Source organism: Allobosea sp. Root483D1, assembly GCF_001429505.1.
In the GTDB taxonomy this organism is placed as follows: Bacteria; Pseudomonadota; Alphaproteobacteria; order Rhizobiales; family Beijerinckiaceae; genus Allobosea.
In genome coordinates this window covers 300672-323525 of the sequence record NZ_LMJW01000016.1, presented here as the reverse complement: position 1 = coordinate 323525, position 22854 = coordinate 300672, and the positions used below count along the sequence as shown (strand labels likewise).

The window sequence follows — 22854 nt, the reverse complement described above, 5'->3', positions numbered from 1 at the left end:
GGCGTCGCGCATGGTTCCTTGCATCTCCTGTGCAAGGCCCAGAATTTGGGCACCGCCATGCATGGTTCCGGATTGCACTAATTCGTTTAGGTCGCCACATCAGACAGGCGGGCGTGGCGGCGACCCGCGAGGCTCGGCCTATGCGGCCCCCTTCTCGTCACCGGAGAGCTTTCGCCATGGCGTCACGAACTGGATCTGCTTCGACTGTCGCGCTGGCGGCGGACGCGCAAAGCGTCCTCGCCCAGATGGTCGCGATGCAGGTCGATGCCGGGCTCACCATCGCGATGCGGCTACCGATCCTGGCCAAGGGCGCGCTCGGCGACGCCAGGGGCCAGCGCGAGGCCGGCAAGGCCATGGTCGAGAAGGCCGCCGCCATGGCCGAGAGCAGTTTCGCCATCGGCCATGCCGCGACATTGTTCTGGTGGAGCATGGCGTTCAACCCGCTGACGCCGAACGGGCTCGGCGAAGCGACAGCCAAGGCCGTCCACAGCACGCTGGAGCCGTTCTCGCGGCGTACCCGCGCCAATGCCAGCCGGCTGGCGAAGCGGCGCTAAGCCTTAGATTCGGAATTCGTCTCGATCACCGGTTCGGCGACGGTCGGCAGCGCGGCCGCCGCTGCATACTCGCGCTCCAGCTTGCGATAACGCGCGACGCTGACCGGAATCAGCGCGAGATAGGCGACGACGACCAGCGCCAGCATCTCGAACGGATAGGCGAAGAGCAGGCCGGCGACGACGACGACAGCGACGAAGATCGGCAGCACCTGGTCGCGCGGGACGCGGGTGCCGAGCGTCTTGCCGGCGTAGCAGGGAATGCGCGAAATCGTCAGGAAGGCGATGAACAGGATGTAGAGGCCAACGAAGGGGGCGCCATACTCCCGCACCGGCACGCCGACGAACTCAAGGTAGAACGGCAGCATCGCCGTGATCGCGCCGGCCGGCGCCGGCATGCCGACGAAGAAGTTCTTCTGCCATTCCGGCCGGTTCGGATCGTCGATCATCACGTTGAAGCGCGCCAGCCTGAGCGCCATGGCGCAGGCCAGCGTCAGCACGATGATCCAGCCGAAGGAGCGCAGGTCGTGCAGGACGAAGGTCCAGAGCACGAAGCCGGTGGCAACGCCGAAGCAGACAAAATCCGAGAGCGAATCGAGCTCGGCGCCGAAACGCGAGGTGCCCTTGAGCAGGCGCGCGAGGCGCCCGTCTATGCCATCGAGCAGCGCCGCGACGAGGATGCAGATCGTCGCCGATTCGAACTTTCCGTCGACCGCCAGCCGCATCGCGGTCAGGCCGAGGCAAAGGGCGATCAGCGTCACGACATTGGGCGCGATCAGCCGGAACGGGATCGCCTTGAAGCGGGCGCGCTTCGATTCGACGCGCTCAGGCTCGAAAGGGGGAAAGAGGTCGCTCATACCAGCCGGAATACGTGGTTTTGGGGCGGGAGGCTAGCGCTGGGCGAAGCGCATAGCGTCATGCTCGGGCTTGACCCGAGCATCTCAGGACCAAGGGCGGCATCGCCCTCTCGCAGGAGATTCCCGGGTCTGCGCTTCGCTCCGCCCGAGAATGACGGCTTTAGCTCAAATCCCCCGGAACACCCGGGCAATGTCGTTGCCCGAGAAATCGGCCAGCACGGTCTCGCCGGCGATCGCGGTCTGGCCCTCGCCGACCAACGGAGTGACGCCCTGCGGCAGGTAGACATCGACGCGCGAGCCGAAGCGGATCAGGCCGAAGCGCTCGCCCTGGCCGAGCGGATCGCCCTCCTTGACGAAGGGCACGATCCGGCGCGCGATCAGCCCGGCGATCTGGACGACGGCGATGGTGCCGGCCGGCGTCTCGATCGCCAATGCGTTGCGCTCATTGTCCTCGCTCGCCTTGTCGAGCTCGGCATTGAGGAAGAGGCCGGGCGTATAGGCCATCTTGAGCAGGCGGCCGGCGACGGGGCTGCGGTTCACATGGCAGTCGAAGACGTTCATGAACACCGAGATGCGGGTCATCGGCTCGGCCGGCAGATCGAGTTCCGGCGGCGGCACGGCGGTGGCGATCTGGCTGATGCGGCCATCGGCCGGCGAGATCACCAGCCCTTCGCGCTGCGGCACGATGCGGACGGGATCGCGGAAGAAATAGCAGATCCACAGCGTGATCAGCGTGCCGATCCAGCCGAAGGGCCCCCAGAGCTGGCCGAGCACCAGCGTCGCCACCACGCCGATGGCGATGAAGACATAGCCTTCCTTGTGGATCGGTACGATCGTCCGGCGGACGGAGTCGACGAGAGACATGGGCGTTAGTCCTGTTGCTCTTGTTGGCGCGGCGCGCGCATCTGGCAGCGCCTTCACGGCGGGGTTGAGGCCGCATGACGGCGAAGCTGTTTAGGCTTTTGCGCGCTTTCGCGAAAGAGGCGCGGGGATGGCGCGACAATCAATCCCCGCCCCTTGCACCGGGAGCCCTACCCCACCGTCCTCGCCGCCGCTCTCCCCGCCACGCGCCCCGAGAAGATGCAGCCGCCGAGAAAGGTGCCCTCGAGCGCGCGATAGCCGTGCAGGCCGCCGCCGCCGAAGCCGGCCGCTTCGCCGACCGCGTAGAGCCCAGGCAGCGGCTCGCCGTCATCGCCCAGCACGCGCGACGACAGATCGGTCATCAGCCCGCCGAGCGATTTGCGCGTCAGGATGTTGAGACGAACCGCGATGAGCGGGCCATGGGCCGGGTCGAGGATGCGATGTGGCTTGGCGGTGCGGATCAGCCGGTCGCCGATATAGGCGCGGGCGCCGCGCAGCGCGGTGACCTGCAGGTCCTTGCCATAGGGGTTGTCGGCGTCGCGATCGCGCGCCTCGATCTGCGCCCGCAGATCTGCCTCGTCGATCAGCCCGGCACCACCGAGCACGTTCATCCGAGAGACCAGGCGTGAGAAGTCGGTCTCGACAATAAAGTCCTCGCCCTTGTCGAGGAAGGCCTGGACCGGTGCCGGCATGCCGGCGCGGGCGCGCTGGATGACCTTGCGCCAGCTCTTGCCGGTGAGGTCCGGGTTCTGTTCGGAGCCCGAGAGCGCGAACTCCTTGGCGACGATGCTGCGGCTGGTGACGAACCAGGAATGGTCGAAGCCGGTCTTGCGCAGATGCTCCAGCGTGCCGAGCGTATCGAAGCCCGGAAAGAGCGGCACCGGCAGGCGCTTGCCGCGGGCATCGAACCAGAGCGAGGACGGGCCGGGCAGGATACGGATCGCATGCGCCGGCCAGATCGGCGCCCAGTTGGCGATGCCCTCGACATAGTGCCACATCCGGTCGCCATTGATCAGCCGGCCGCCAGCAGCCTCCGTGACGGCAAGCATGGCACCATCGACATGGGCCGGCACGCCGGAGAGCATATGCTTGGGCGGCTCACCCAGGCGCTGCGGCCAGTTGCGGCGGACGAGCTCGTGATTGCCGCCTATGCCGCCGGAGGCGACGATCACTGCCTGGGCCTTGATCGCGAAGCTGCCGGTCACCGCGCGCGAACTCGCCTGCCCGCGCTCGACCGCGCTTTCCTCAAGCAACTCGCCTTCGACGCCCTCAATGGCACCAGCACTGCGCGTCAGGCCGGTGACGCGGTGGCGGAAGCGCAACTCGATCAGGCCCCTCGCTTCAGCCTCCGCGACGCGGCGCAGGAAGGGTGCGAGTACGCCGGGGCCCGTACCCCAGGTGACATGGAAGCGCGGCACCGAGTTGCCGTGACCGGTGGCGAGATAGCCGCCGCGCTCGGCCCAGCCGACGACCGGAAACCAGCGCATGCCCTGCTGGTGCAGCCAGGCCCGCTTCTCGCCAGCGGCGAAATCGAGATAGGCCTCCGCCCATGCCTTCGGCCAACGGTCCTCGTCGCGGTCGAAGCCGGCCGAGCCGAACCAATCCTGGCGGGCCAGCGCGAGCGAATCCTTGATCCGCAGGCGGCGCTGCTCGGGCGAATCGATCAGGAAGAGCCCGCCGAAGGACCAGTGTGCCTGGCCGCCGAGACTGGCGCGCGGTTCCTGCTCGACGACGATCACCTTGCGGCCGGCGTCAGTCAGCTCGGCCGCGGCGACGAGGCCGGCAAGGCCAGCGCCGACAATGACGACGTCCGCCTCAAGCGCCATGTGCCCTCCCAGCTGCCGGATCCCCGTTGCGGTTGAGCTTGCCGAGAAATCGCCGGATCGCAAGGGCGCATCCGGCCGTCGGCGGAACCGGCGCGGGAACGACACGTTGCCCGAAGCAATGGGAACGCGCGCAAGGAGGCGACGATGGCCAAGACCGCCACGAAACGAAAGGACGACAAGCAGCCCAAAGCGGTGAAGGCCGCAGCCAAGCAGCAGCGCCGCATCCAGAAGGACGTCGCCCGCGCCGACGCCCGGCCGCAGAAGAAGAAGGATGGCGCGGTGCAGGCCGGCGCGCGGCTCTATCCCGTGCCGCCGTTCAAGCGCCAGCACCAGGCGAAGCCCGGCTCGGAAGCGGCGCTCGATCCGGCGCCGATGTATGACGCGCCCTACTACAAGGGCTCGGGCAAGCTTCAGGACAAGGTCGCGCTGATCAGCGGCGGCGATTCCGGCATCGGTCGGGCGGTCGCGGTGCTGTTCGCGCGGGAAGGCGCCGATGTCGCGATCCTGCATCTCGGCGAGGACGAGGATGCGAAGGAAACGCTCGCCGCGATCGAGAAGGAGGGCCGGACCGGCGTGGCCTTCTCAGGCGACATTCGCGACGCGAGCTTCTGCCGCGATGCCGTGGCGAAGACCGTGAAGGCGCTGGGCGGGCTCGACATCCTCGTCAACAACGCCGCCTTCCAGGTGCATGCGCCGCGCTTCGAGGATCTCACCGAAGAGCATTTCGACACGACGATCCGCACCAACCTGCATGGCTATTTCCATCTGACCCAGGCGGCGCTGCCGCATCTCGGCAAGGGCTGCGCGATCGTCAACACCGGCTCGGTGGTCGGCCTGGAGGGCAGCAAGGAGCTGATCGACTACGCCACGACCAAGGGCGGCATCCATGCCTTCACCCGCTCGCTGGCGGCGCATCTGCTGCCGCGCGGGATCAGGGTCAACGCGGTCGCGCCAGGGCCGGTCTGGACCCCGCTCAACCCGTCGGACCGGCCGGCCGAGGCGGTGGCGGAGTTCGGCTCGAAGGTCCCGATGAAGCGCCCGGCCCAGCCGGAGGAAATTGCGCCCGCCTATGTCTTCCTCGCCTCGTCGCACTGCTCGAGCTACATCACCGGCGAGATTCTGCCGATCATCGGTGGCCATGCGTAGATCATTCGGCGGATCAAATATTTGCCGCAGAATGGTCACGAAAGACTTCGGAACGCATCATCCCCGCAGCGGTTGAGTCTTCAGGACACATCATCAACCCTGGAGGATGACGATGAAACCCCTGAAGATTGGCTTGATGGCGGGCGCGCTGGCGCTGGCACCGATCGCGGTTATGGCACAGGGCGTCGATCTGCGACCGGAAAACAGCATTCCGAAATATGAGCGTGGGGCGACGAGCAACGACAATGCGCCCTATCGCGGCGGCACCTACAAGCCGGACGATGTCCGCCGAGGCTATGATCGGGGCGGCTATGATGGCGCCCGTTACGACACGATCTCGCAGCGCGAGGCCATCCGGATCGCGCGTCGCAACGGCGTCTCCGAGATCGATCAGGCCCGCTGGAGCGGCAATGTCTGGGTGATCGACGGCGCCGACAGGCGCGGTGACGAGCTTGGCGTCGAGATCAACTGGCGCGGCGAGATCGTCGACGTCGACCGCAACTGATGCGGCTTCATAAGATCATGGTGAGAACCTGGGCGGCCAACCGGCCGCCCATTTTTCATGCCGCTCTGGTCGATGGCACGCCGGCGCTGAAGCGCCGCGCTGCAATCAGCGTCAGGACGAGGAAGACGATCAGCGCCAGCGCCTGGGCGATCGCGAAGGGCGGCTCGCTCTGGGTCGGCGCCATCTCGTGCAGCGCAGGCACCTTGAGGAAGAGCTGGGCGATCAGCACGAAGATCAGCAGATAGAAGGAGAGCACCGCCGTGATCGCGTAGATGCGCCGCCAGACATCGCGCAAGGCGAAGGCGTAGAGCGCCAGCCCCGCAAGCACGAGCAGCACCAGCGAGACCGCGCCGACGATGTGCGAGGGCAGCACGCTGTTGAAGGGAAAGGCGTAGCCGGTCGCGCTGGTCGCGAAGGCAGTCGAGAGGAAGATACCGTTCCAGCGCGGGCTGAGATGGCCCTTCAGCAGGGCCGCCGTCATCGGGAAGCCGGCGACGAGGGCGATCAGGCTGAGCCAGGTATGGAAGCCGACCAAGGTGGTCGGATCGAGCACGAACATGATGAAGCCCCCCGCCTCAACCGCAGTGCGCCATACTGGCAAATCCCGGGCCATCCTGGCGAGGACTTTGTGGAAACCTTCTCAACTGGATCACTCCGCCCCAGCTCGGATCTCTTCAGGCTGGGTTTCGACCGATTTTCGGGCGGTGGCGAAATAGGAGCCTGCGACGATGAGCGCGAAGCCCGCCAGCAATGCAAGGGAGAAGGGCTCGCCAAGCACAGCGACGCCGAGCAGCACCGCCACTGCCGGATTGAGATAGGCGATGACCGTCGCGCGTGACGCGCCGACCTCGGCGATCAGCGCGAACAGCAGTTGGAACGCCAGAGCCGTGCAAACCACGGCCAAGGCGATGACGGCGAGCGATGCATCCAGCGGGAAACGCGCCGGCCAATAGGCGGGGACGAAGGGTAGATAGAGGACGGAAGCGACGATGAGCGAGACGACGACCACTGCGCCATCGTCGGCATCTGCGAGCTTGCGCGCCACGATGATCGGACCGAGCGCATAGCCGAGCGCGCTCGCGGCCAAGGCCAGTACCGGCCAGAGCTCCACCGGCTGCTCGTCGAAGCCGAGCAGCGCGGCGACGCCGGCAAGGCCGAGCCCGAGGCCGACGAGCCGCCCTGCCCCGAGCCGCTCCTGCGAGAGCACGACGCCGAGGATCGCCGCGATTATCGGCGTCAGCGCGATGATCAGGCCGGCGAGCGAGCTCGTGACCCGCGTCTCGGCGAAGCCGATCAGGAACCAGGGCCCGCTGATCTCGGCGAGCGTGAACAGGATCAGCCAGCCCGGTTTGCGGAAGCCGGCCATGATACCGTTGCCACGCAGCGCAAAGGGCAAGAGCACGAGAGCGCCGATGGCGGCGCGGCCGAAGGCGACGATGACCGGATGGTAGTCGGCGGCGGCGACCTTGATCAGCAGATAGGGCACGCCCCAGATCACGCCGAGGGCGAAGAAGAGAACCAAGGCCTTTCGGCTCATCGCAGTGCGCCCTTCCGGAACAAGGCGGTCAGCCAACATCCTTCGCGGCCGTCGAACGAGCGCGACCAGAGCAAGCCGAGGCCAAGCGCCGCCAGGGCAGCGATGATCTCGGAGCGCGGCCACAGGGCGACGTAATACTCGCTCCCCGTCGAGCCGATTTCGACGCTCTCGCCCTCCCCCTCCCGGAGTGCGAGCAGGAAGACACCACCATCGCGGATCGCCTCTGCGATCCTGGCGAAGACCGCAGGCAGGATTTCGCGCTCGACATGCTGGAGCACGTGGAGCGCGACGACCCCGTCATAGGGCCCGCCGAGTGGATCGCTGATCACGTCGAGGCGCTCGGCCTGACGGCCGCGGCCAGCCTGGAACTGCACGAAAGACTCAGCTCCGTCGGTGCGCCTGACTATGAGCCCCCTCTCCTTCAACCAGTCGGCATCCCAGCCCGGGCCGGAACCGATCTCGAGCAGGCGGCTGCCGGGTTCAAGCGCCTTCAGCAGCTCGACCAGCGCTGGCTGGTCATCCGCATCCGGCTTGGGCGCCGTCGTTTCGGCATAGTCGTCGGCACAGCCCTCGTAGCCGGCGAGGGTCGATGGGTTGGAAGCCGAGCGGCTCGCCGCTTCGTCGTCCTTGGGCATCTCTGATGCCGTCATCTCCCGCTCCCGTTTCCATCGCGCTGCAGCGGAATCCAGATCGTCAGACCGCCAAGCCCGGTGCCGGGGTCGAAGGCATCGTTGTGGAATTCGAGGACGGGCCCGTTCGCGGCGTTGAGGCCCGCAGCGGGCAGCGCCTCGTTCCAGATCGCCGTGTAGGTGTCGAAGATCGTCGAGACGTGGTCGCGATGGTCGAAGACCGCGTAGGCCCCCGGTTCGATGTCCAGCGCGGCCAGTGGCTTGCGGGGCGAGGAGACCGACCGGATCTCGGTGGCGCACATATATTCGAAGCAGCCGTCCTCATCCGGCGCACGGCAGACGCCGATCGGTATCCCCGGGGCCTTGTCGGGGATGTCGGCATAGTGGTCGCACATGAACGCCTGCCACTGCGCCGGAATCCCGATCGCCGATTCATACGAGCACGGCGCGGACAGGCCGACGAGGCGCAACCGGCGCAGCTCCCCCAGCGTCGGGATCGGTGTCCGCGCGCGGCCGTTGGTCAGCCGCAAAGGCGCGACAAGGCTCAGCCTGTCAGTGCTGCCGCCGTTGCGAACCTCTTCCGGCGTGGTTCCGAACTGGTCGCGAAAGGCGCGGGTGAAGGCTTCGTGCGAGCCGTAGCCGAATTCGAGCGCGACCAAGAGGATGTCAGGGGCACCGGCTGCGAGGCGCTTGGCGGCTTCGCTCAGTCGCCGCGCCCGGAGATAGGCCATCACCGGCCAGCCGCTGGCGGTTCCGAAGCCGTTGGCCAGATGTGACCGCGAGACGTTACAAGCTGCCGCGATCGAGCCGAGTGTCAGTTCCCGGCCCGAATTACGCTCGATCACCCAAAGCGCCTTGTCGGCAAGCGACATGCCCCGGCTCCTCCCCTGAGAGCCCCGTGCATATCATCGGCTTCAGCCCGTCGCTTGATCGTTCGTCCACACGCGCCGCGGAGCGATTACGTCACTCCGTCAGCTTGACCCTGACGCTTTCGCCTTCCTCTGCCGTCGCGCGCTGCAGCGTCGCCTTGGCCTCGTCCACCTGGCGCTGGCGGTTCCAGAGCGCGGCGTAGACGCCATCGGCCGCCAGCAGCTCGCGATGGTGGCCGCGCTCGACGATCAGCCCCTTGTCGAGGACGATGATCTCGTCGGCGTTGACCACGGTCGAGAGCCGGTGGGCAATGACCAGCGTGGTGCGGCCCTCGCTGACCCGGTCGAGCGCATCCTGGATTTCCTTCTCGGTGAAGGAATCGAGCGCCGAGGTCGCCTCGTCCAGTACCAGGACAGGCGGTCCCTTGAGGATGGTGCGGGCGATGGCGACGCGCTGCTTCTCGCCGCCGGAGAGCTTGAGGCCGCGTTCGCCGACCGAGGTCTGGTAGCCTTCCGGCAGCGACTTGATGAAGCGATCGATCTGGGCGAGCCGCGCGGCCTCCTCGATCTCGCCTTGCGTCGCCTCTGGGCGGCCATAGCGCAGATTGTATTCGATGGTGTCGTTGAACAGCACCGTATCCTGCGGGACCATGCCGATCGCCGAGCGCAGCGAGACCTGCTGGATCTCGGCGATGTCCTGGCCGTCGATCAGGATGCGCCCCTTCTGCGGCTCGTAGAAGCGGAAGAGCAGGCGCGAGATCGTCGACTTGCCGGCACCTGACGGGCCGACGATCGCAATGGTCTTGCCCGCCGGCACCTCGAAGGAGATGCCGCGCAGGATCGGCCGCTCCGGCACATAGGCGAAGTGGACATCCTCGAAGGTGACGGTGCCGGCGCGGACGTCGAGCGCGGGCGCACCCGGCTTGTCCTGGATCTCCGGATCGCGGCCGATCAGCGAGAACATCTGCTCGATGTCGAGCGTCGCCTGCTTGATCTCGCGATAGACGGTGCCCATGAAATTCAGCGGGATATAGAGCTGGATCAGCATGGCGTTGATCAGCACGAAATCGCCGACCGTATTGGTGCCGGCCTGGAAGCCGCGCACGCACATCACCATCGAGATGGTGAGGCCGGCTGCGAAGATCGCGGCCTGGCCGAAATTGAGCCAGGCGAGCGAGGTGTAGGCCTTGATCGAGTTGCGCTCATAGCGCGCCATCGAGACATCGTAGCGCGCGGTCTCGCGCGCCTCGGCGCCGAAATACTTCACGGTCTCGTAGTTGAGCAGCGAGTCGATCGCCTTGGCGTTGGCGTCGGTGTCGGACTCGTTCATCTGGGCGCGGATGGCGATGCGCCACTCGGTGGCCTTGATGGTGTAGGCCATGTAGCCGACCACCATCGTCACCAGCACGACGACATAGCGCCAGTCGAACATATAGAGCAGCACGGTCACGATCAGCGTGACCTCGATGATCACCGGCACGAGCTGGTTGAGGCCGAGGCGCACCATCTCCTCGATGCCGTTGCGGCCGCGCTCCAGCACGCGCGTCAACCCGCCGGTCTTGCGCTCCAGATGGAAGCGCAGCGAGAGATGGTGGAGATGGCCGAAGGTCTGCAGCGCCAGCGTCCGCACCGCATGCATGAAGACCGGCGCGAAGATCGCGTCGCGCAATTGCACGAAGGCGGCCGAGCCGACCCGGGCGAAGCCGTAGATCACGGTCAGCGCTAGCGGCGCGCCGACCAGCCAGGGCAGCCAGTTCGACAGTGTCGTCGGGTTGTTGGCGAGCGCGTCCGTCGCCCATTTGAAGGTGAAGGGCACGCCCATCAGCACGAGGCGGCCGATCACCAGCAGCACGAAGGCGGCGACGACGCGCTGGCGCAGATCGGCCCGCTCCGGCGGCCAGAGATAAGGCCAGAGCGCTTGGAACGTGGCGATAAAACCGGAGCCGGGCTGGAGCACGGTGGGGCGCGCGAGAGGCGCCGAGACCGGCGTGGCAGGCGAGGACATTGAAATGCTTCCAAATGGAACCGCCGATATAGGCGGATTCTCTTTGGAATGCAGGGGGCGGGAGAAGAAATAGACTGGGACGGTTTTCCTGTTCTGTCCCCTCTCGAACCCCTCCTGTCATCCCGGACGCAGCGAAGCGGAGATCCGGGATCCATTCCTGAGCGTCTATCGGAAAGGCTCCGGAATGGATCCCGGGTCTCCCTACGGTCGCCCGGGATGACAGGCGCTTTGTTTTGCAGCCAACTCAGCCCACCATCGCCTCATTCCGCCAAACGATACCCGCCGGGCGGCTGCTTTCGATCACTAGGCGCGCATTCGGCAGGTCGTTGCCATCGACCCAGGCGCGGGTGGCCTCAGCGCTCCGGCCAAGATCAGTCCAGCGGGCGAGCAGCCGGCGCTCAAGCTCGGCGAGTGGCACCTCGATGAAGATGGTCAGGTCGAAGAGCGGCGCGAGCTTGGACCATGGCGCCCGGTCGAGCAGGAGATAGTTGCCCTCGACCAGCACGAAACGAGCATCGGCCGGGATGATCGCAGCACCGGCGCGGGCAAGATCGGCCTCGCGATCGAAGACCGGCACGGCGACAGCCTCGTCGCCCGAGCGGACACGCCGCAGCGTCGCCGCGAGCCCGGCGCAGTCGAAGGTCTCGGGTGCGCCCTTGCGGTTGCGCAGCCCCATCGCGTCCAGCACGACATTGTCGAAGTGGAAGCCGTCCATCGGCACCAGCGCCGCCTCGCCGGTGGGAAGTGCCGCAAGCAGCTGCTCGCTCAGCGTCGACTTGCCGGCTCCCGGAGCGCCAGCGAGCGCGACGATGATGCGGTTCAGACCACGCGCCTGCTCGACGATCCGGGCGGCGATGTCCTCGGCGGTCTGCATGGTCAAAGGCCCGGAATCTCCGCTGCACTGCTGCAGGATCGGCGACGTCCGCAACGTCTGCAACCGGACGCTGGTGCCATGAAGCGACACCGATCCCGCCTTTTTCTCGTCGCAACTGCGATGTCAGACTGGCCTAAAGCCTTTAAAGGCCGAGCCTTGGAGAAGACGCCATGACGCTTCGACGCATTCTTCCCGCCGCCTGCGCGCTCGCGCTGCTGCCGATCGTGCCGGCGCTCGCGCAATCGCGCCCGCCGGCACAGATCAAGATCACCAATGCCCGCACCGTGCCGCTGGAGACGCTGGAGATCACGACCACGGGCGAGCAGGCCCGTCTCGTCGCCAAGCTCGCCAAGCCGCTGGCGCCTGGCAAGAGCATCATGATCAAGCTCAACAAGCCGGCAGGCTGCAGTTACTACCTGCTCGGCAAGTTCAGCGACGAGAGCGAAAGCGACAATGACGGCATCAATCTCTGTAAGGAGAAGTCGCTGCGCCTGACGGAGTGAGGGACACCCGTCATGCTCGGGCTTGACCCGAGCATCTCGGAAACCAGCCAGCTGGTCATGAGATTCTCGGGTCTGCGCTTCGCTACGCCCGAGAATGACGGCCGTGTTGACTACGCCGTCGCGCCCTCGCGCATCAGCTTGTAGGTGATCGAGTCGACCAGCGCCTGGAATGAGGCGTCGATGATGTTGGCGCTGACGCCGACCGTGGTCCAGCGTTCGCCAGTCTCGTCGGCGGATTCGATCAGAACGCGGGTGACGGCGTCCGTACCGCCCTGGAAGACACGAACCTTGTAGTCGACCAGCCTGAGGCCGCCGATCAGCGACTGGTAGCGGCCGAGGTCCTTGCGCAAGGCGAGATCGAGCGCATTTACCGGGCCGAGCGCACTTTCGGCGACCGATATCAGGGATTCCTCGCCGACCTTCACCTTGACGATCGCCTCCGAGAAGGTGACGAGCTCGCCGAGAGCGTTGTAGCGGCGCTCGACATTGGCGGTGAAGCGCTCGATCTCGAAATAGGCCGGCAGCTCGCTGAGGATGCGCTTGGCGAGCAGGTAGAACGAGGCATCGGCGCCCTCGAAGGCGTAACCCTGCGCCTCCTTCTCCTTCAGCTCTTCGAGCACGCGCGAGAGCCTCGGATCGTCGCGGCCGATGGTGACGCCGATGCGCTCCAGCTCGGCGACGAGGTTCGATTTTCCGCCCTGGTCGGAGACCAGCACTTTCCGGACATTACCGACCAGATCGGGCGCGACATGCTCGTAGGTGCGCGGGTCCTTCAGCACGGCCGAGGCGTGGATGCCGGCCTTGGTGGCGAAGGCGGAGGCGCCGACGAAGGGAGCGTGGCGGTTCGGCGCCCGGTTCAGCATCTCGTCGAGGGCACGCGAGACATGGGTGAGCTCGCCGAGCTCGGCCTCGCCCACGCCGAGCGTGAAGCGGCGGTTGTAGCGATCCTTGAGCTTGAGCGCGCCGATCAGGGTGACGAGATTGGCGTTGCCGCAGCGCTCGCCGAGGCCGTTCAGCGTACCCTGGATCTGGCGCACGCCGGCCTCGACCGCGGCGAGCGAATTGGCGACGGCGCAGCCGCAATCGTCATGGGCATGGATGCCGAGATTCTCGCCCGGCACGACCTTCGCGACCTCGGCGACGATCCGACTGATCTCATCCGGCAGCGTGCCGCCATTGGTGTCGCAGAGCACGACCCAGCGGGCGCCGGCCTCATAGGCGGCGCGGGCGCAGGCGAGCGCATAATCGGGATTGGCCTTGTAGCCGTCGAAGAAGTGCTCGCAATCGAGCATGACCTCCCGGCCAGCGGCCTTGGCGGTGGCGACGCTGTCGCGGATGCCGTCGAGGTTGTCCTCGAGCGAAATCTCGAGCGCGACGTGGACGTGATAGTCCCAACTCTTGGCGACGAAGACGATGGCGTCGGCCTTCGCGTCGAGCAGCGCGGCGATGCCGGGATCGTTGGCGGCCGAGCGCCCTGCCCGCTTGGTCATGCCGAAGGCGGCGAACTTCGCCCGCTTGGTCGGCTTTTCCGCGAAGAAGGCGGTGTCGAGCGGGTTGGCGCCGGGATAGCCGCCCTCGACATAGTCGATGCCAAGCTTGTCGAGCATCGCCGCGACCGCGCGCTTGTCGTCCAGCGAGAAGTCGACGCCCGTGGTCTGGGCGCCGTCGCGCAGCGTCGTGTCAAAAAGGTGGATGCGGGCGAGCGTCGCGTCGCCGCCTTTGCGCGGCGCAGCCTCGGCCAGCGTGGCTTGTGCCGCGACGCTCATCGCCTCACCCGCAGCCGGTAGCGCAACACCTTCGGCATCACCATGGCGAGCATGACGAGCTTCATCGCGATCGAGAGCGAGCCGCGCTTGCGGATCTTCGGGGCCTGGGCGGTCATTGGTGTTGTTCTTCTTTCAACGAAGTGAATTTCAACAGGATGGACGAACGCCGGAGGCCGGCCAGAGTTTCTTGAGGTTCGGCATCAGCGCTTCACCTCCCAGCTCGTAATCAACTCACCGGTGGCCGGGTCCTTGCCGTCCATGAGCACGATGCCCATCGCGACGAGATCGTCGCGGAGGCGGTCGGACTCGGCGAAATTCTTCGCCTTGCGGGCGGCCAGGCGAGCGGCGATCGACGCTTCGACCTTTGCCCGCAGAGCATCATCGATCTCGGCCACCGCAACCTGCGGCAAAGCAATACCGAGCAAGGCGAGGCTGGCTTTCAGGCTCGCATAGTCGCCCGCTTTGCGCAGGGCGTGCAATTCGGCGAGCAGCTGGGAGGTGTTGAGGTCGTCCGCCAGTGCTTCGATCACCGAAGCAGGGACCTGCCCGGCCTCAGCCTCTCCGGCTGCCGTGGCCCAGTCAGCCAGCGTCCTCTCCGCCTCCTCCAGCGCCTTCACCGTCCAGTCGATCGGCTGGCGGTAATGGGTCTTGAGCATGGCAAGGCGCAGCACTTCGCCGGGCCATGTCCGCCCGCCGAAGGTGTCGGTCGCCAGCAGCTCGTTGATGGTGACGAAGTTGCCGAGCGACTTCGACATCTTCTCGCCTTCGACCTGCAGGAAGCCGTTGTGCATCCAGTAGTTCGCCATGCGCGGCGCGCCGCCGGCCGCGCCGAAGGCGCAGCAGCTCTGGGCCAGCTCGTTCTCATGGTGCGGGAAGACGAGGTCGATGCCGCCGCCATGGATGTCGAAGACGTTCCGGGCGGGATCGTCGCATGTGAGGCCGCCGCCGAACGGCTCGAGCAGCGTCTTCATCGACATCGCCGAGCACTCGATGTGCCAGCCGGGGCGCCCGGGCGTGGCGATGCCGGCCGGCGACGGCCAGCCCGGATCGATGCCAGCACGGCTCGGCTTCCACAGCACGAAATCCATCGGGTCGCGCTTGTAGGGGGCGACGTCGACACGCGCGCCGGCCTCCATCTCGTCGAGCGAGCGGCGGGCGAGCGAGCCATACTTCGGCACCCCCTTCAGCCCGGCGACCGCCGGCACGTGGAAGAGCACATGCTCCTCGGCGACATAGGCGACGCCGCGGGCGATCAGGCGCTCGATGATCGCCTTCATCTCCTCGATATGGCCGGTGGCGCGCGGCTCGTCGTCGGGACGCAAGTTACCGAGCGCATCGACATCGGCGTGGAACTGCGCCGTTGTCGTCTCGGTCACCTTCGCGATTGCCTGGTTCAGCGGCAGATCGGGAAAATCACGCGCGGCGCGGGCGTTGATCTTGTCGTCGACGTCGGTGAGATTGCGGGCATAGCGGACATGACCCTCGCCATAGAGCTGCCGCAACAGCCGGTAGAGCACGTCGAAGACGATGACTGGGCGGGCATTGCCGATATGGGCGTAGTCATAGACCGTCGGGCCGCAGACATACATGCGCACGTTCTCGGGATCGACGGGGGTGAAGACCTCCTTCGTCCGCGACAGCGTATTGTAGAGCCTGAGGGTCGGCTGCATCGAAGCGGTATCCTGACGAGAAGGCGACAAAAACGGCTTATCCTGGCCGCTGGCCGGGGCGCTGTCTGTCTTTTCGTTGGGACGATGACGTGAGCAGCCGGCCAGCGAAAGCTAGCGGCAAATCAAGCAAATAATGGCGAGGGCTCGCGTCATCCAGCCGTGATGCCTGTCATGTGCGCTTACGTCAAGTGGCAGCTGCGCAACGCTTGCGCGCCATCGCCCTGCCCTCCCGCGATTTCAGCTCTCTTCGCCGCAATGCCGCCACAAGCGAAAGACGGTTTGCGCGCAACCAAGATTGCCGTGGTTCACGCGGTCTTAACCATTTGGAACCAGTTTGACATGTCGAAGGTTCAGCCCCGGTCGGGTCTCAGGGACAGTATCATGCGCCGCGCCGTTGCTCTGGTCGGGCTCTTCGGAATCCTCGGCGCCGGAATGTCGCTGGCCCTGCTGCCCGCGACCGGAACCGTCGCCGCCCCCAAAGCCGAGCGCACCTATCTGATCCCGGCCGGAGACGGCTATGGCGTCGCCGACTGCATCGCCAGCAAGTCGGAATGCGGCCAGATCGTCGCCGACGCCTGGTGCGAGTCGCAAGGCCACCGCGTCGCCACCGCCTATGGCCTTGCCACGCCGGAAGATTTCACCGGCTCGACCCCGCGCCAGACCAGCGCCGCCCCGGCAGAGCAGCCGCTGGCGATCACCTGCGGGGGCTAATCCCGACGGGCGAGTTTCCCCCGGATCAACGCAAGCCGTATGTTTAGCAGCCGCGGATCTGGTGCGGTTGCATCGAGGATCGTCGGCTCATGGTCCGCTCAGCGCTCGTCGCCGCCGTCGTCTTGACGGCACTCCTGCCGGCCCATGCCTTCGAGGGCCGCTATCGAACGCTCGGCGGCAGCATGACGATCCGCCCGGCCGGCGCCGGCGTGCTCAAGGTCGATATCGAGATCGGCAGCAGGAGCTGCGTCGGTGTGATTTCGGCGCGCGGCCGCCCCCAGGGCGATCGGCTCGTGGCCGAAGCCAAGGAATACGACGACATCTGCCGCCTGGACATCCGTCGCCGGGGCCGCGCCCTTACGATAACGGAGACCGGCAGCTGCGCTCATTTCCACGGCGCGAACTGCAACTACACCGGCGACTATACGCCTCGTTAGAGAGGGCGATCGGGACGCGCGCTATCTCACCCATTCCGAGCATTTCGGCACTTCGCCCATCCCGCCCCAGGGCATGATCGGCACGCTCGAGGTCGAGTTCTGCGGCGAGCCGTCGATCAGCTTGTCGGTGTAGACCATGTAGATCAGGACGTTGCGCTTGGTGTCGCAGCCGCGCACGATCTGCATCTTCTTCCAGATCAGCGAACGGCGCTCGCGGAAGACGACGTCGCCCTGCGAGAACTTCTCCTTGATCTTCACCGGGCCGACCTGGCGGCAGGCGAGCGAGACCTCCGAGACCTCCTCGGCGACGCCGAACATGCCGGAGACGCCGCCCTTCTCGGGCACGGTGTAATGGCAGGCGACGCCCTCGACGACCGGGTCGTCGACGCCGTAGACCGCGAGCTTGTCGTCCGGGGTCAGCATCTTCCAGACCGTCGACTTCCTGAAGATCAGGTCCTCCTGCGCGAAGGCCGGCGCAGCGACGCCAGCGAGCGCGAGAACAGCCGAGACGGCGAGAAGGCAACGACGAAAGCTCATCCAGTTTCTCCCAAAGCGTTCCCGCAGGACAGCCGGCAGGATATGGGATGGCGAGCCCGGCCGCACCAGTGCATGCGACGCTCAATAGGCAAACCAAGCAACAGAGTGACGACCATGCTGCCCGAGCTGGTAACCGAGCGTTTGCTCCTGAAGCAGCGAACCGAGGCCGACCTCGACTTTATCGCCACCCTCAACGCCGACCCACTGGTCATGCGCTACATCGCAGCAGTCGGCGATCCGGCGATGGGCCGCGAGGGCGTCGCAGCGCGCAGCTTCCTCCATGTCGAACGCGGACTCGGATACTGGACCGTGTTCGCCCGCACAGACGAAAGCGACCCGCTCGGCTATGTCGGGCTCATTCCGGATGGCGACGACGCGGAGCAGGCCCAGATCAGCTATCGCTTCGCCGCCCGGCATTGGGGACAGGGCTTCGCCCGGGAAGCGGTGGACCGGCTGCTCCGCTACGGGTTCGAGACGTTAGAGCTGCCGGAGACCCTCATCGTCACGCATCCGCAGAACGCAGCATCGCTGCAGCTGGCGGCGCGGCTCGGCTTCGAATCGGCGCCGAGCGAGATCGAGATCCTGATCGGCGCAACGCCTGTGCCCGCGGTCCGCTTCCGCCTTCGGCGCGTTTACATCGCGGCCTGATGTTTGTTAGCGCCGGTCGGCGCCGTAGCTGTCGAGCGTCGCGGTACGCTGGGCGATGAGCTCGGCGCGGCAGCTCGGGAAATGCAGAACCTGCCCTTCCCGGCCGAAATCGCCATTGGCGTAGAATTGGCAGGCCTTGTCCTTGAAGGCGTTCCAGGCGCGCTGCTCGCCGAGCAGGTCCTTCCTGGTCGCCGGCTCGCTCGCCGCGAGGAGACGCTTCCAGGCTGCGTTCAGCTTGGCATCCTCGCGCGCAACCCATGCCCCGCCGCAGGCGGCCCATGCGGGATTGGTGCCGTCAGATGTGTCGATGCAGCGCTTATAGGCTTCGTCGGCCGCCGCCGGCCCGACCAGCGCGCCGAAGACGCCCGCAACCAGCAAGGCACGCGCGACGCCGCGCATGCTCAGGCGACGATCGGCTTGAAGGCGAGATAATAAGCCGCGATCGCGCCGACGAAGCCGAGCCCGGTCAGCACCAGCTTCAGTTGGGTGAAGCCGCTGGCGAAGGCGACCGTGCCGCTCTCGACCTTGGGATAGCGATCGAGCAGGCGCGCGATGGCGAGGTTCTCGGCGACGTCGCAGAGCCCGCCGAAGAGCCAGCCGCCGCCGCAAAGCGCTGCCACCCACCAGGGATAGCCGCGCATCGACAGGCCGGTGACGATCAGCGCGCCGACGACCGCATAGACCAGCGCAAAGGCGAGATCGGCCGGCAGCAGCTTGTTGCGGTAGATCGCCCGGCGCTCGGGGCCGTAGAGCGAGAACAGCTTCTCGACGTCTTCCTTGGTGAAGCCGTTGAAATCGCTCTCCAGCGCCCGGTCGACCTTGAGGCTGCGCGCCCAGAGCCAGGAGAGCAACAGCGTCAGCACCACCAGCGCCGGCCCCCAGAAGAAGAAGCCGAGCGGGATCACGGTGGAGTAGAAGGTCGGCAGATCTTCCATCAGGCTCAAGGCTCCAAGGTGTCGTGAGCCGAGTCTACCTCGCCTCGTGCGCCAGCGCCACGGCCTCGCGCAGGATCGCCTCGTCGCCGATATGGTTGGCGAGGATCAGAATGAGGCGGGCATTGAGTGCGGCACTTTCGCGCTCATCGAGGTCACGATGCGCCTTCGCCAGCAGGCGAAAGGCGGCATCAGGATCGGCGAAGCGCGATTCGCGCGCGAGCCCGTTCACGGGGGCCATGGCAACCGCGGCAGTCATCCCCTGCCCTCCATCCGCTCGATCGCGGCCTCGATCGCGGCTCGTCGCGGCCCGCGGAAGCGGGCGGCGACATGCCCATCCGGCCGCAGCAATACGACCGCACCAGAATCCAGGGCGTAACGGCGGCGCAGCGTCTCGTCGCCTTCAACCGGCTCGATCGGAAGAACACCGTCAGGCGCAAGCGTCGCTGCCGCCTCACCGAGCAGGATCGCCTGCCCAGTCGAAAAGGCCTCGCTCAGCCAGGCGTGGGAGGCATTGGCCAGCGGAGCATCGAGAAAGGGCGCGCCCGGCGGCAGGTTGCCTTCGCAGCCGTCATCCTCCGTCGAGAGCGCCGAGCCGGCATAGGCTGAAGGCAACGAAAGCCGGCCGGAATTGACGAAGCGCTTGGCGAAGCCGGTCAGCGGCGCCAGCGACAGCGCAGCTTCCCGCAGCAGCCGCTCGCCGGGCGAGCGTGGCGCGATGAAATCGGTCGCCCGCGTCGAGTTCAGGATGTTCTCGTCGGCTGCGGCGACGCGCTCGCCGTCATAGCTCTGCAACAGCGAGGCCGGGCTCCTAGCCTGGGTGACGAGCGCCAGCTTCCAGCCAAGATTGTCGGCGTCCTGGATGCCGGAATTGGCGCCGCGGGCGCCGAAGGGCGAGACCTGATGGGCGGCATCGCCAGCGAAGATCACGCGACCATGCAGGAACCTGTCGAGCCGGCGGCACTGGAAGCGGTAGACCGACACCCATTCCAGCGCAAACTCGGCATGGCCGAGCATGCGCTCGATCCGGGGCCGCACGATCTCCGGCCGCTTCTCATGCTCGGGATCGGCATCGGGGCCGAGTTGCAGGTCGATGCGCCAGATATCGTCCGGCTGCTTGTGCAGCAGCGCCGACTGGCCGGAATGGAAGGGCGGATCGAACCAGAACCAGCGCTCGGTCGGGAACGGCGCGGTCATCTTCACATCGGCGATGAGGAAACGGTCCTCGAAAGCCTCGCCGCGGAACTCCAGCCCGAGCAGGCCGCGCGTCGGCGAGCGTGCGCCATCGCAGGCGACGAGCCAGTCGGTTTCGAGAGAGTAGTCCCCGTCCGGCGTGGCGATTCTGAGCTCCGCGCCGTCCTCGCGGTTTTCCAGGCCGGCGAGCCGGTTGCTCCAGCGCAGATCGACCAGCGGCTCGGCCAGAACGGCTTCGACCAGCGCCGCCTCGACATAGAACTGCTGGAGGTTGATGAAGGCCGGCTGCTTGTAGCCGCCCTCGGGCAGGAGATCGAACTCGTAGAGCTGCGCCTCGCCGCGAAAAACCTTGCCCTTCTGCCAGGTCACGCCCTTGGCGACCATCGCCTCGGCAAGCCCGAGCCGGTCGAAGATCTCGAGCGTGCGCTTGGCGAAGCAGATGGCGCGCGAGCCCTCGCCGATCCGATCGGAATCGTCGATCAGCACGACCGGGACCTGCCGGCGCGCCAGATCAAGCGCCAGCGTCAGCCCGACGGGGCCAGCGCCGACGATGACCACCGGGTGGCGGGCCGGCGTGGCCGCGTCCTGGTCCGGACTGCGTTGGTAGGCGAACCGGCGGAAGGGCTGCATAGGGCGACGCCTCAGCCGCGCAGGTCCAGCCACATCTGGCGGTCGCGCTCGTCGGTCCAGATGCGCGGATGGTCGAGGCCGCCAGCCTCGTCATAGGCGCGGGTGACGTTGAAGGGCAGGCAGTGCTCGAAGATCACCCAGTCGCCATAGGAGGGCTTCAGCGTCTCGTGGACGCGCTCGAAGGTTTCGCGCAGCGAACGCCCTTGGGCGACATGGCCCTTCACCGCCTCATAGAGGTCGGAGAGGAAGGCGCGCGTGCCCTTGATGCCGTCGGCGACCATGCCCCGGTTGGTCAGGGCCGCGCCGCGGCCCGGCACCATGGCGGCGGGTGCGAAGGCGGCGAGCGCATCGAGCGTCGCCGGCCAGTCGGTGAAGTGGGCGTCGCCGCAATAGGGTGTGGCGCCGTATTCAACGAGGTCGCCGGCGAAGATCACGTTGGTGTCCGGCGCCCAGGCGACGATGTCGCCGGCGGTGTGGCCGCGGCCAAGTTTCATCAGGCGGACCTCGCGGCTGCCGAGCCAGATCGAGGCGTTGTGCGAGAAGGTCGTGGTCGGCCAGGTCAGGCCCGGGCGGATAGAGTCGGCGCCTTGAAAGAGCCGCGGGAAACGGCCGATCTCGCTCGCCTTGTCCTCCTCGCCGCGCTCGACGATCATCGCCCGCGCCGCATCCGAGCAGACGATCTCCTTGGCGCCATAGGCCGGCGCGCCGAGCACGCGCACGGCGTGATAATGCGAGAGCACGACATGGCTGACCGGCTTGTCGGTGACCTCGCGCACCCGGGCGATGACGCGCTCAGCCATGGTCGGCGTCGCCTGCGCGTCGAAGACGAGCACGCTGTCGTCGCCGACGACGACGCCGCTATTGGGATCGCCCTCGGCGGTATAGGCGTAGACGCCCTTGCCGACCTCCTCGAAAGAGACGGTCTTCTCGCCGAGATCGGCGGTGGAGGCGAAAGCGGGGGAGGACATGGGGCAACCTCGTAAAACGTGTCGATACTGACGTCATGCTCGGGCTTGACCCGGGCATCTCAAGCCGCGAGGGCTCCAGTCGGCGCCCGAATCGTCCTGAGATTCTCGGGTCTGCGCTTTGCTTCGCCCGAGAATGACGGTGTGGCTTCACCCCGCATGCGGCAGGATTTCCTGCTCGATCGCGCCGAAGATCGATTGGCCGGTGGCAGCCTTCATCTCGATGCGGACGCTGTCGCCGAAGCGCAGGAAGGGTGTCTTCGGCGCGCCATGCCGGATGGTCTCGACCATGCGTTGTTCGGCGATGCAGGCATAGCCGAGCCCGCCCTCGGCGACGGGCCTGCCCGGTCCGCCATCGGCGTCGCGGTTCGAGACCGTGCCGGAGCCAACGATGGTGCCGGCGACGAGCGGGCGGGTCTTGGCGGCATGGGCGATCAGCACGCCGAAATCGAAGGTCATGTCGACGCCCGCCTCAGGCTTGCCGAAGGGTTTGCCGTTGATCTGGGCGAGCAGCGGCAGACTGAGCTTGCCATCCTTCCAGGCGGGGCCGAGCTCGTCCGGCGTCACCGCCGCCGGCGAGAAGGCGGAAGACGGCTTTGCTTGAAGGAAACCAAAGCCTTTGCCCAATTCGTTGGGAATCAGATTCCGCAAGCTCACGTCATTCACGAGCATGACGAGGCGGATCAGCCCCCTCGCCTCCTCGGGCGTGACGCCCATCGGCACGTCGCCGGTGACGACGGCGATCTCGGCCTCGAGATCGATGCCGTAATCCTCGCTCGCCAGCTTTACCGCCTGGCGAGGCCCGAGGAAGGAATCGGAGCCGCCCTGGTACATCAGCGGATCGGTCCAGAAGCTCTCGGGCATCTCGGCGCCCCGCGCCTTCCTGACCAATTCGACATGGTTCACATAGGCCGAGCCATCGACCCACTGATAGGCACGTGGCAAGGGCGAGGCGCAGTGATGCTCGTGGAAACGGAAGGACGGCACCGAGCCGTGCTCGAGGCTCTCGGCGAGATCGGCGAGGCGCGGGGCGCAGCGCGCCCAGTCGTCGAGCGCGCCCTGCAGCGTCGCCACGACGGGAAAGGCGTCGGTCGCGCGGGTCAGGTCGTTCGAGACGACGACGAGGCGGCCATCCCGGCCATGCATGAGGGATGCGACTTTCATCTCTTTTCAATCCTCGCCGAACAGTGATGATGGCAGC

Annotated in this window: 25 protein-coding genes; 7 read left to right on the top strand and 18 right to left on the bottom strand. The window is 66.7% G+C overall.

All coding sequences use genetic code 11. The features are described from left to right. The first annotated feature begins 176 nt into the window (after positions 1 to 176). Positions 177 to 554 carry a hypothetical protein gene (locus ASE66_RS14410; protein WP_156412157.1) on the top strand — a complete coding sequence of 126 codons (378 nt, stop codon included), beginning with the start codon at positions 177 to 179 and terminating at the stop codon, positions 552 to 554. On the opposite strand, the gene ASE66_RS14405 is transcribed toward ASE66_RS14410, so the two are convergent. From ASE66_RS14405 to ASE66_RS14395, 3 genes are all read right to left on the bottom strand, one after another. Further along, positions 551 to 1408 (bottom strand): CDP-alcohol phosphatidyltransferase family protein, encoded by an 858-nt coding sequence (locus tag ASE66_RS14405; RefSeq protein ID WP_057190307.1) that lies wholly within the window; start codon positions 1406 to 1408, stop codon positions 551 to 553. The genes ASE66_RS14410 and ASE66_RS14405 overlap by 4 nt on opposite strands. A gap of 165 nt (positions 1409 to 1573) precedes the next feature. Further along, positions 1574 to 2320, bottom strand: coding sequence for a phosphatidylserine decarboxylase (locus ASE66_RS14400; protein WP_274532955.1), 747 nt, complete (start codon positions 2318 to 2320; stop codon positions 1574 to 1576). Between the two features lie 119 nt (positions 2321 to 2439). After that, entirely contained in the window at positions 2440 to 4095 is a 1656-nt protein-coding gene (locus tag ASE66_RS14395; protein ID WP_057190304.1) for an FAD-binding dehydrogenase, read from the bottom strand. Between the two features lie 144 nt (positions 4096 to 4239). Between ASE66_RS14395 and ASE66_RS14390 the strand changes: the two genes are divergently transcribed. Together ASE66_RS14390 and ASE66_RS14385 are read left to right on the top strand one after the other, a co-directional pair. Further along, the gene (locus tag ASE66_RS14390; RefSeq protein ID WP_057190303.1) at positions 4240 to 5241 is read left to right on the top strand and encodes an SDR family oxidoreductase; all 1002 of its coding nucleotides are present in this window, start codon (positions 4240 to 4242) and stop codon (positions 5239 to 5241) included. A gap of 112 nt (positions 5242 to 5353) precedes the next feature. Further along, positions 5354 to 5746 (top strand): hypothetical protein, encoded by a 393-nt coding sequence (locus tag ASE66_RS14385; RefSeq protein ID WP_057190301.1) that lies wholly within the window; start codon positions 5354 to 5356, stop codon positions 5744 to 5746. 55 nt (positions 5747 to 5801) lie between these two features. On the opposite strand, the gene ASE66_RS14380 is transcribed toward ASE66_RS14385, so the two are convergent. The 6 genes from ASE66_RS14380 to ASE66_RS14355 form a co-directional block, all read right to left on the bottom strand. Then, positions 5802 to 6305, bottom strand: a complete 504-nt coding sequence (locus tag ASE66_RS14380) for a hypothetical protein (protein WP_156412156.1) — start codon at positions 6303 to 6305, stop codon at positions 5802 to 5804. A gap of 90 nt (positions 6306 to 6395) precedes the next feature. Continuing rightward, entirely contained in the window at positions 6396 to 7283 is an 888-nt protein-coding gene (locus ASE66_RS14375) for a DMT family transporter (RefSeq protein WP_057190299.1), read from the bottom strand. Continuing rightward, positions 7280 to 7933, bottom strand: coding sequence for a class I SAM-dependent methyltransferase (locus tag ASE66_RS14370; RefSeq protein ID WP_082613441.1), 654 nt, complete (start codon positions 7931 to 7933; stop codon positions 7280 to 7282). Before ASE66_RS14370 ends, ASE66_RS14375 begins: the two co-directional genes overlap by 4 nt. Beyond that, positions 7930 to 8784, bottom strand: coding sequence for an AraC family transcriptional regulator (locus tag ASE66_RS14365; RefSeq protein WP_057190297.1), 855 nt, complete (start codon positions 8782 to 8784; stop codon positions 7930 to 7932). The genes ASE66_RS14370 and ASE66_RS14365 overlap by 4 nt, the downstream gene beginning before the upstream one ends. Positions 8785 to 8875: 91 nt before the next feature. After that, complete coding sequence (locus ASE66_RS14360) at positions 8876 to 10786, bottom strand: ABCB family ABC transporter ATP-binding protein/permease (RefSeq protein WP_082613440.1); 1911 nt, start codon at positions 10784 to 10786, stop codon at positions 8876 to 8878. A gap of 244 nt (positions 10787 to 11030) precedes the next feature. Then, positions 11031 to 11660 carry a nucleoside triphosphate hydrolase gene (locus ASE66_RS14355; protein WP_057190296.1) on the bottom strand — a complete coding sequence of 210 codons (630 nt, stop codon included), beginning with the start codon at positions 11658 to 11660 and terminating at the stop codon, positions 11031 to 11033. 170 nt (positions 11661 to 11830) lie between these two features. On the opposite strand from ASE66_RS14355, the gene ASE66_RS14350 reads away from it, so the two are divergent. Then, a complete protein-coding gene (locus tag ASE66_RS14350) occupies positions 11831 to 12163 on the top strand; it encodes a hypothetical protein (RefSeq protein ID WP_057190295.1) in 333 nt (110 codons plus the stop codon). Positions 12164 to 12273: 110 nt separating this feature from the next. Here ASE66_RS14350 and cimA read toward each other — a convergent pair whose 3' ends face one another. Beyond that, positions 12274 to 13929, bottom strand: coding sequence for a citramalate synthase (cimA, locus tag ASE66_RS14345; protein WP_082613439.1), 1656 nt, complete (start codon positions 13927 to 13929; stop codon positions 12274 to 12276). A gap of 200 nt (positions 13930 to 14129) precedes the next feature. Then, positions 14130 to 15599: a cysteine--tRNA ligase gene (gene cysS / locus ASE66_RS14340; protein ID WP_057190294.1), complete on the bottom strand. Its 1470-nt coding sequence runs from the start codon at positions 15597 to 15599 to the stop codon at positions 14130 to 14132. Between the two features lie 381 nt (positions 15600 to 15980). Here cysS and ASE66_RS14335 point away from each other — a divergent pair, with 381 nt between their 5' ends. Both ASE66_RS14335 and ASE66_RS14330 read left to right on the top strand, forming a co-directional pair. Continuing rightward, on the top strand, positions 15981 to 16310 hold the full coding sequence (locus ASE66_RS14335; protein ID WP_057190293.1) for a hypothetical protein: 330 nt from the start codon (positions 15981 to 15983) through the stop codon (positions 16308 to 16310). A gap of 89 nt (positions 16311 to 16399) precedes the next feature. Next, positions 16400 to 16747, top strand: coding sequence for a hypothetical protein (locus ASE66_RS14330; protein WP_057190292.1), 348 nt, complete (start codon positions 16400 to 16402; stop codon positions 16745 to 16747). Between the two features lie 21 nt (positions 16748 to 16768). Here the strand turns inward: ASE66_RS14330 and ASE66_RS14325 are convergent, their stop codons facing one another. Continuing rightward, a complete protein-coding gene (locus tag ASE66_RS14325; protein WP_057190291.1) occupies positions 16769 to 17284 on the bottom strand; it encodes a CreA family protein in 516 nt (171 codons plus the stop codon). 114 nt (positions 17285 to 17398) lie between these two features. On the opposite strand from ASE66_RS14325, the gene ASE66_RS14320 reads away from it, so the two are divergent. Then, on the top strand, positions 17399 to 17932 hold the full coding sequence (locus ASE66_RS14320; RefSeq protein WP_057190290.1) for a GNAT family N-acetyltransferase: 534 nt from the start codon (positions 17399 to 17401) through the stop codon (positions 17930 to 17932). 6 nt (positions 17933 to 17938) lie between these two features. On the opposite strand, the gene ASE66_RS14315 is transcribed toward ASE66_RS14320, so the two are convergent. From ASE66_RS14315 to ASE66_RS14290, 6 genes are all read right to left on the bottom strand, one after another. Continuing rightward, complete coding sequence (locus ASE66_RS14315) at positions 17939 to 18331, bottom strand: lysozyme inhibitor LprI family protein (RefSeq protein WP_057190289.1); 393 nt, start codon at positions 18329 to 18331, stop codon at positions 17939 to 17941. A gap of 2 nt (positions 18332 to 18333) precedes the next feature. Continuing rightward, positions 18334 to 18867: a hypothetical protein gene (locus ASE66_RS14310; RefSeq protein WP_057190288.1), complete on the bottom strand. Its 534-nt coding sequence runs from the start codon at positions 18865 to 18867 to the stop codon at positions 18334 to 18336. A gap of 34 nt (positions 18868 to 18901) precedes the next feature. Further along, positions 18902 to 19123 carry a DUF2783 domain-containing protein gene (locus ASE66_RS14305; protein WP_082613437.1) on the bottom strand — a complete coding sequence of 74 codons (222 nt, stop codon included), beginning with the start codon at positions 19121 to 19123 and terminating at the stop codon, positions 18902 to 18904. Then, positions 19120 to 20688, bottom strand: coding sequence for an FAD-dependent oxidoreductase (locus tag ASE66_RS14300; RefSeq protein WP_057190287.1), 1569 nt, complete (start codon positions 20686 to 20688; stop codon positions 19120 to 19122). Before ASE66_RS14300 ends, ASE66_RS14305 begins: the two co-directional genes overlap by 4 nt. 11 nt (positions 20689 to 20699) lie before the next feature. Next, positions 20700 to 21656, bottom strand: a complete 957-nt coding sequence (locus ASE66_RS14295; RefSeq protein WP_057190286.1) for an MBL fold metallo-hydrolase — start codon at positions 21654 to 21656, stop codon at positions 20700 to 20702. Positions 21657 to 21803: 147 nt separating this feature from the next. Then, complete coding sequence (locus ASE66_RS14290) at positions 21804 to 22817, bottom strand: fumarylacetoacetate hydrolase family protein (RefSeq protein WP_057190285.1); 1014 nt, start codon at positions 22815 to 22817, stop codon at positions 21804 to 21806. Positions 22818 to 22854 lie beyond the last annotated feature (37 nt).

Excerpts from the sequence above, each read along its gene's own strand:
- ASE66_RS14395 (WP_057190304.1), bottom strand. The coding sequence starts at position 4,095 with ATGGCGCTTGAGGCGGACGTCGTCATTGTCGGCGCTGGCCTTGCCGGC.
- ASE66_RS14315 (WP_057190289.1), bottom strand. The coding sequence starts at position 18,331 with ATGCGCGGCGTCGCGCGTGCCTTGCTGGTTGCGGGCGTCTTCGGCGCG.
- ASE66_RS14370 (WP_082613441.1), bottom strand. The coding sequence starts at position 7,933 with ATGACGGCATCAGAGATGCCCAAGGACGACGAAGCGGCGAGCCGCTCG.
- cimA (WP_082613439.1), bottom strand. The coding sequence starts at position 13,929 with ATGAGCGTCGCGGCACAAGCCACGCTGGCCGAGGCTGCGCCGCGCAAA.
- ASE66_RS14385 (WP_057190301.1), top strand. The coding sequence starts at position 5,354 with ATGAAACCCCTGAAGATTGGCTTGATGGCGGGCGCGCTGGCGCTGGCA.
- ASE66_RS14325 (WP_057190291.1), bottom strand. The coding sequence starts at position 17,284 with ATGAGCTTTCGTCGTTGCCTTCTCGCCGTCTCGGCTGTTCTCGCGCTC.
- ASE66_RS14380 (WP_156412156.1), bottom strand. The coding sequence starts at position 6,305 with ATGTTCGTGCTCGATCCGACCACCTTGGTCGGCTTCCATACCTGGCTC.
- ASE66_RS14330 (WP_057190292.1), top strand. The coding sequence starts at position 16,400 with ATGGTCCGCTCAGCGCTCGTCGCCGCCGTCGTCTTGACGGCACTCCTG.
- ASE66_RS14295 (WP_057190286.1), bottom strand. The coding sequence starts at position 21,656 with ATGTCCTCCCCCGCTTTCGCCTCCACCGCCGATCTCGGCGAGAAGACC.
- ASE66_RS14310 (WP_057190288.1), bottom strand. The coding sequence starts at position 18,867 with ATGGAAGATCTGCCGACCTTCTACTCCACCGTGATCCCGCTCGGCTTC.
- ASE66_RS14390 (WP_057190303.1), top strand. The coding sequence starts at position 4,240 with ATGGCCAAGACCGCCACGAAACGAAAGGACGACAAGCAGCCCAAAGCG.
- ASE66_RS14290 (WP_057190285.1), bottom strand. The coding sequence starts at position 22,817 with ATGAAAGTCGCATCCCTCATGCATGGCCGGGATGGCCGCCTCGTCGTC.
- cysS (WP_057190294.1), bottom strand. The coding sequence starts at position 15,599 with ATGCAGCCGACCCTCAGGCTCTACAATACGCTGTCGCGGACGAAGGAG.
- ASE66_RS14365 (WP_057190297.1), bottom strand. The coding sequence starts at position 8,784 with ATGTCGCTTGCCGACAAGGCGCTTTGGGTGATCGAGCGTAATTCGGGC.
- ASE66_RS14360 (WP_082613440.1), bottom strand. The coding sequence starts at position 10,786 with ATGTCCTCGCCTGCCACGCCGGTCTCGGCGCCTCTCGCGCGCCCCACC.
- ASE66_RS14410 (WP_156412157.1), top strand. The coding sequence starts at position 177 with ATGGCGTCACGAACTGGATCTGCTTCGACTGTCGCGCTGGCGGCGGAC.
- ASE66_RS14405 (WP_057190307.1), bottom strand. The coding sequence starts at position 1,408 with ATGAGCGACCTCTTTCCCCCTTTCGAGCCTGAGCGCGTCGAATCGAAG.
- ASE66_RS14320 (WP_057190290.1), top strand. The coding sequence starts at position 17,399 with ATGCTGCCCGAGCTGGTAACCGAGCGTTTGCTCCTGAAGCAGCGAACC.
- ASE66_RS14305 (WP_082613437.1), bottom strand. The coding sequence starts at position 19,123 with ATGACTGCCGCGGTTGCCATGGCCCCCGTGAACGGGCTCGCGCGCGAA.
- ASE66_RS14375 (WP_057190299.1), bottom strand. The coding sequence starts at position 7,283 with ATGAGCCGAAAGGCCTTGGTTCTCTTCTTCGCCCTCGGCGTGATCTGG.
- ASE66_RS14350 (WP_057190295.1), top strand. The coding sequence starts at position 11,831 with ATGACGCTTCGACGCATTCTTCCCGCCGCCTGCGCGCTCGCGCTGCTG.
- ASE66_RS14335 (WP_057190293.1), top strand. The coding sequence starts at position 15,981 with ATGCGCCGCGCCGTTGCTCTGGTCGGGCTCTTCGGAATCCTCGGCGCC.
- ASE66_RS14300 (WP_057190287.1), bottom strand. The coding sequence starts at position 20,688 with ATGCAGCCCTTCCGCCGGTTCGCCTACCAACGCAGTCCGGACCAGGAC.
- ASE66_RS14355 (WP_057190296.1), bottom strand. The coding sequence starts at position 11,660 with ATGCAGACCGCCGAGGACATCGCCGCCCGGATCGTCGAGCAGGCGCGT.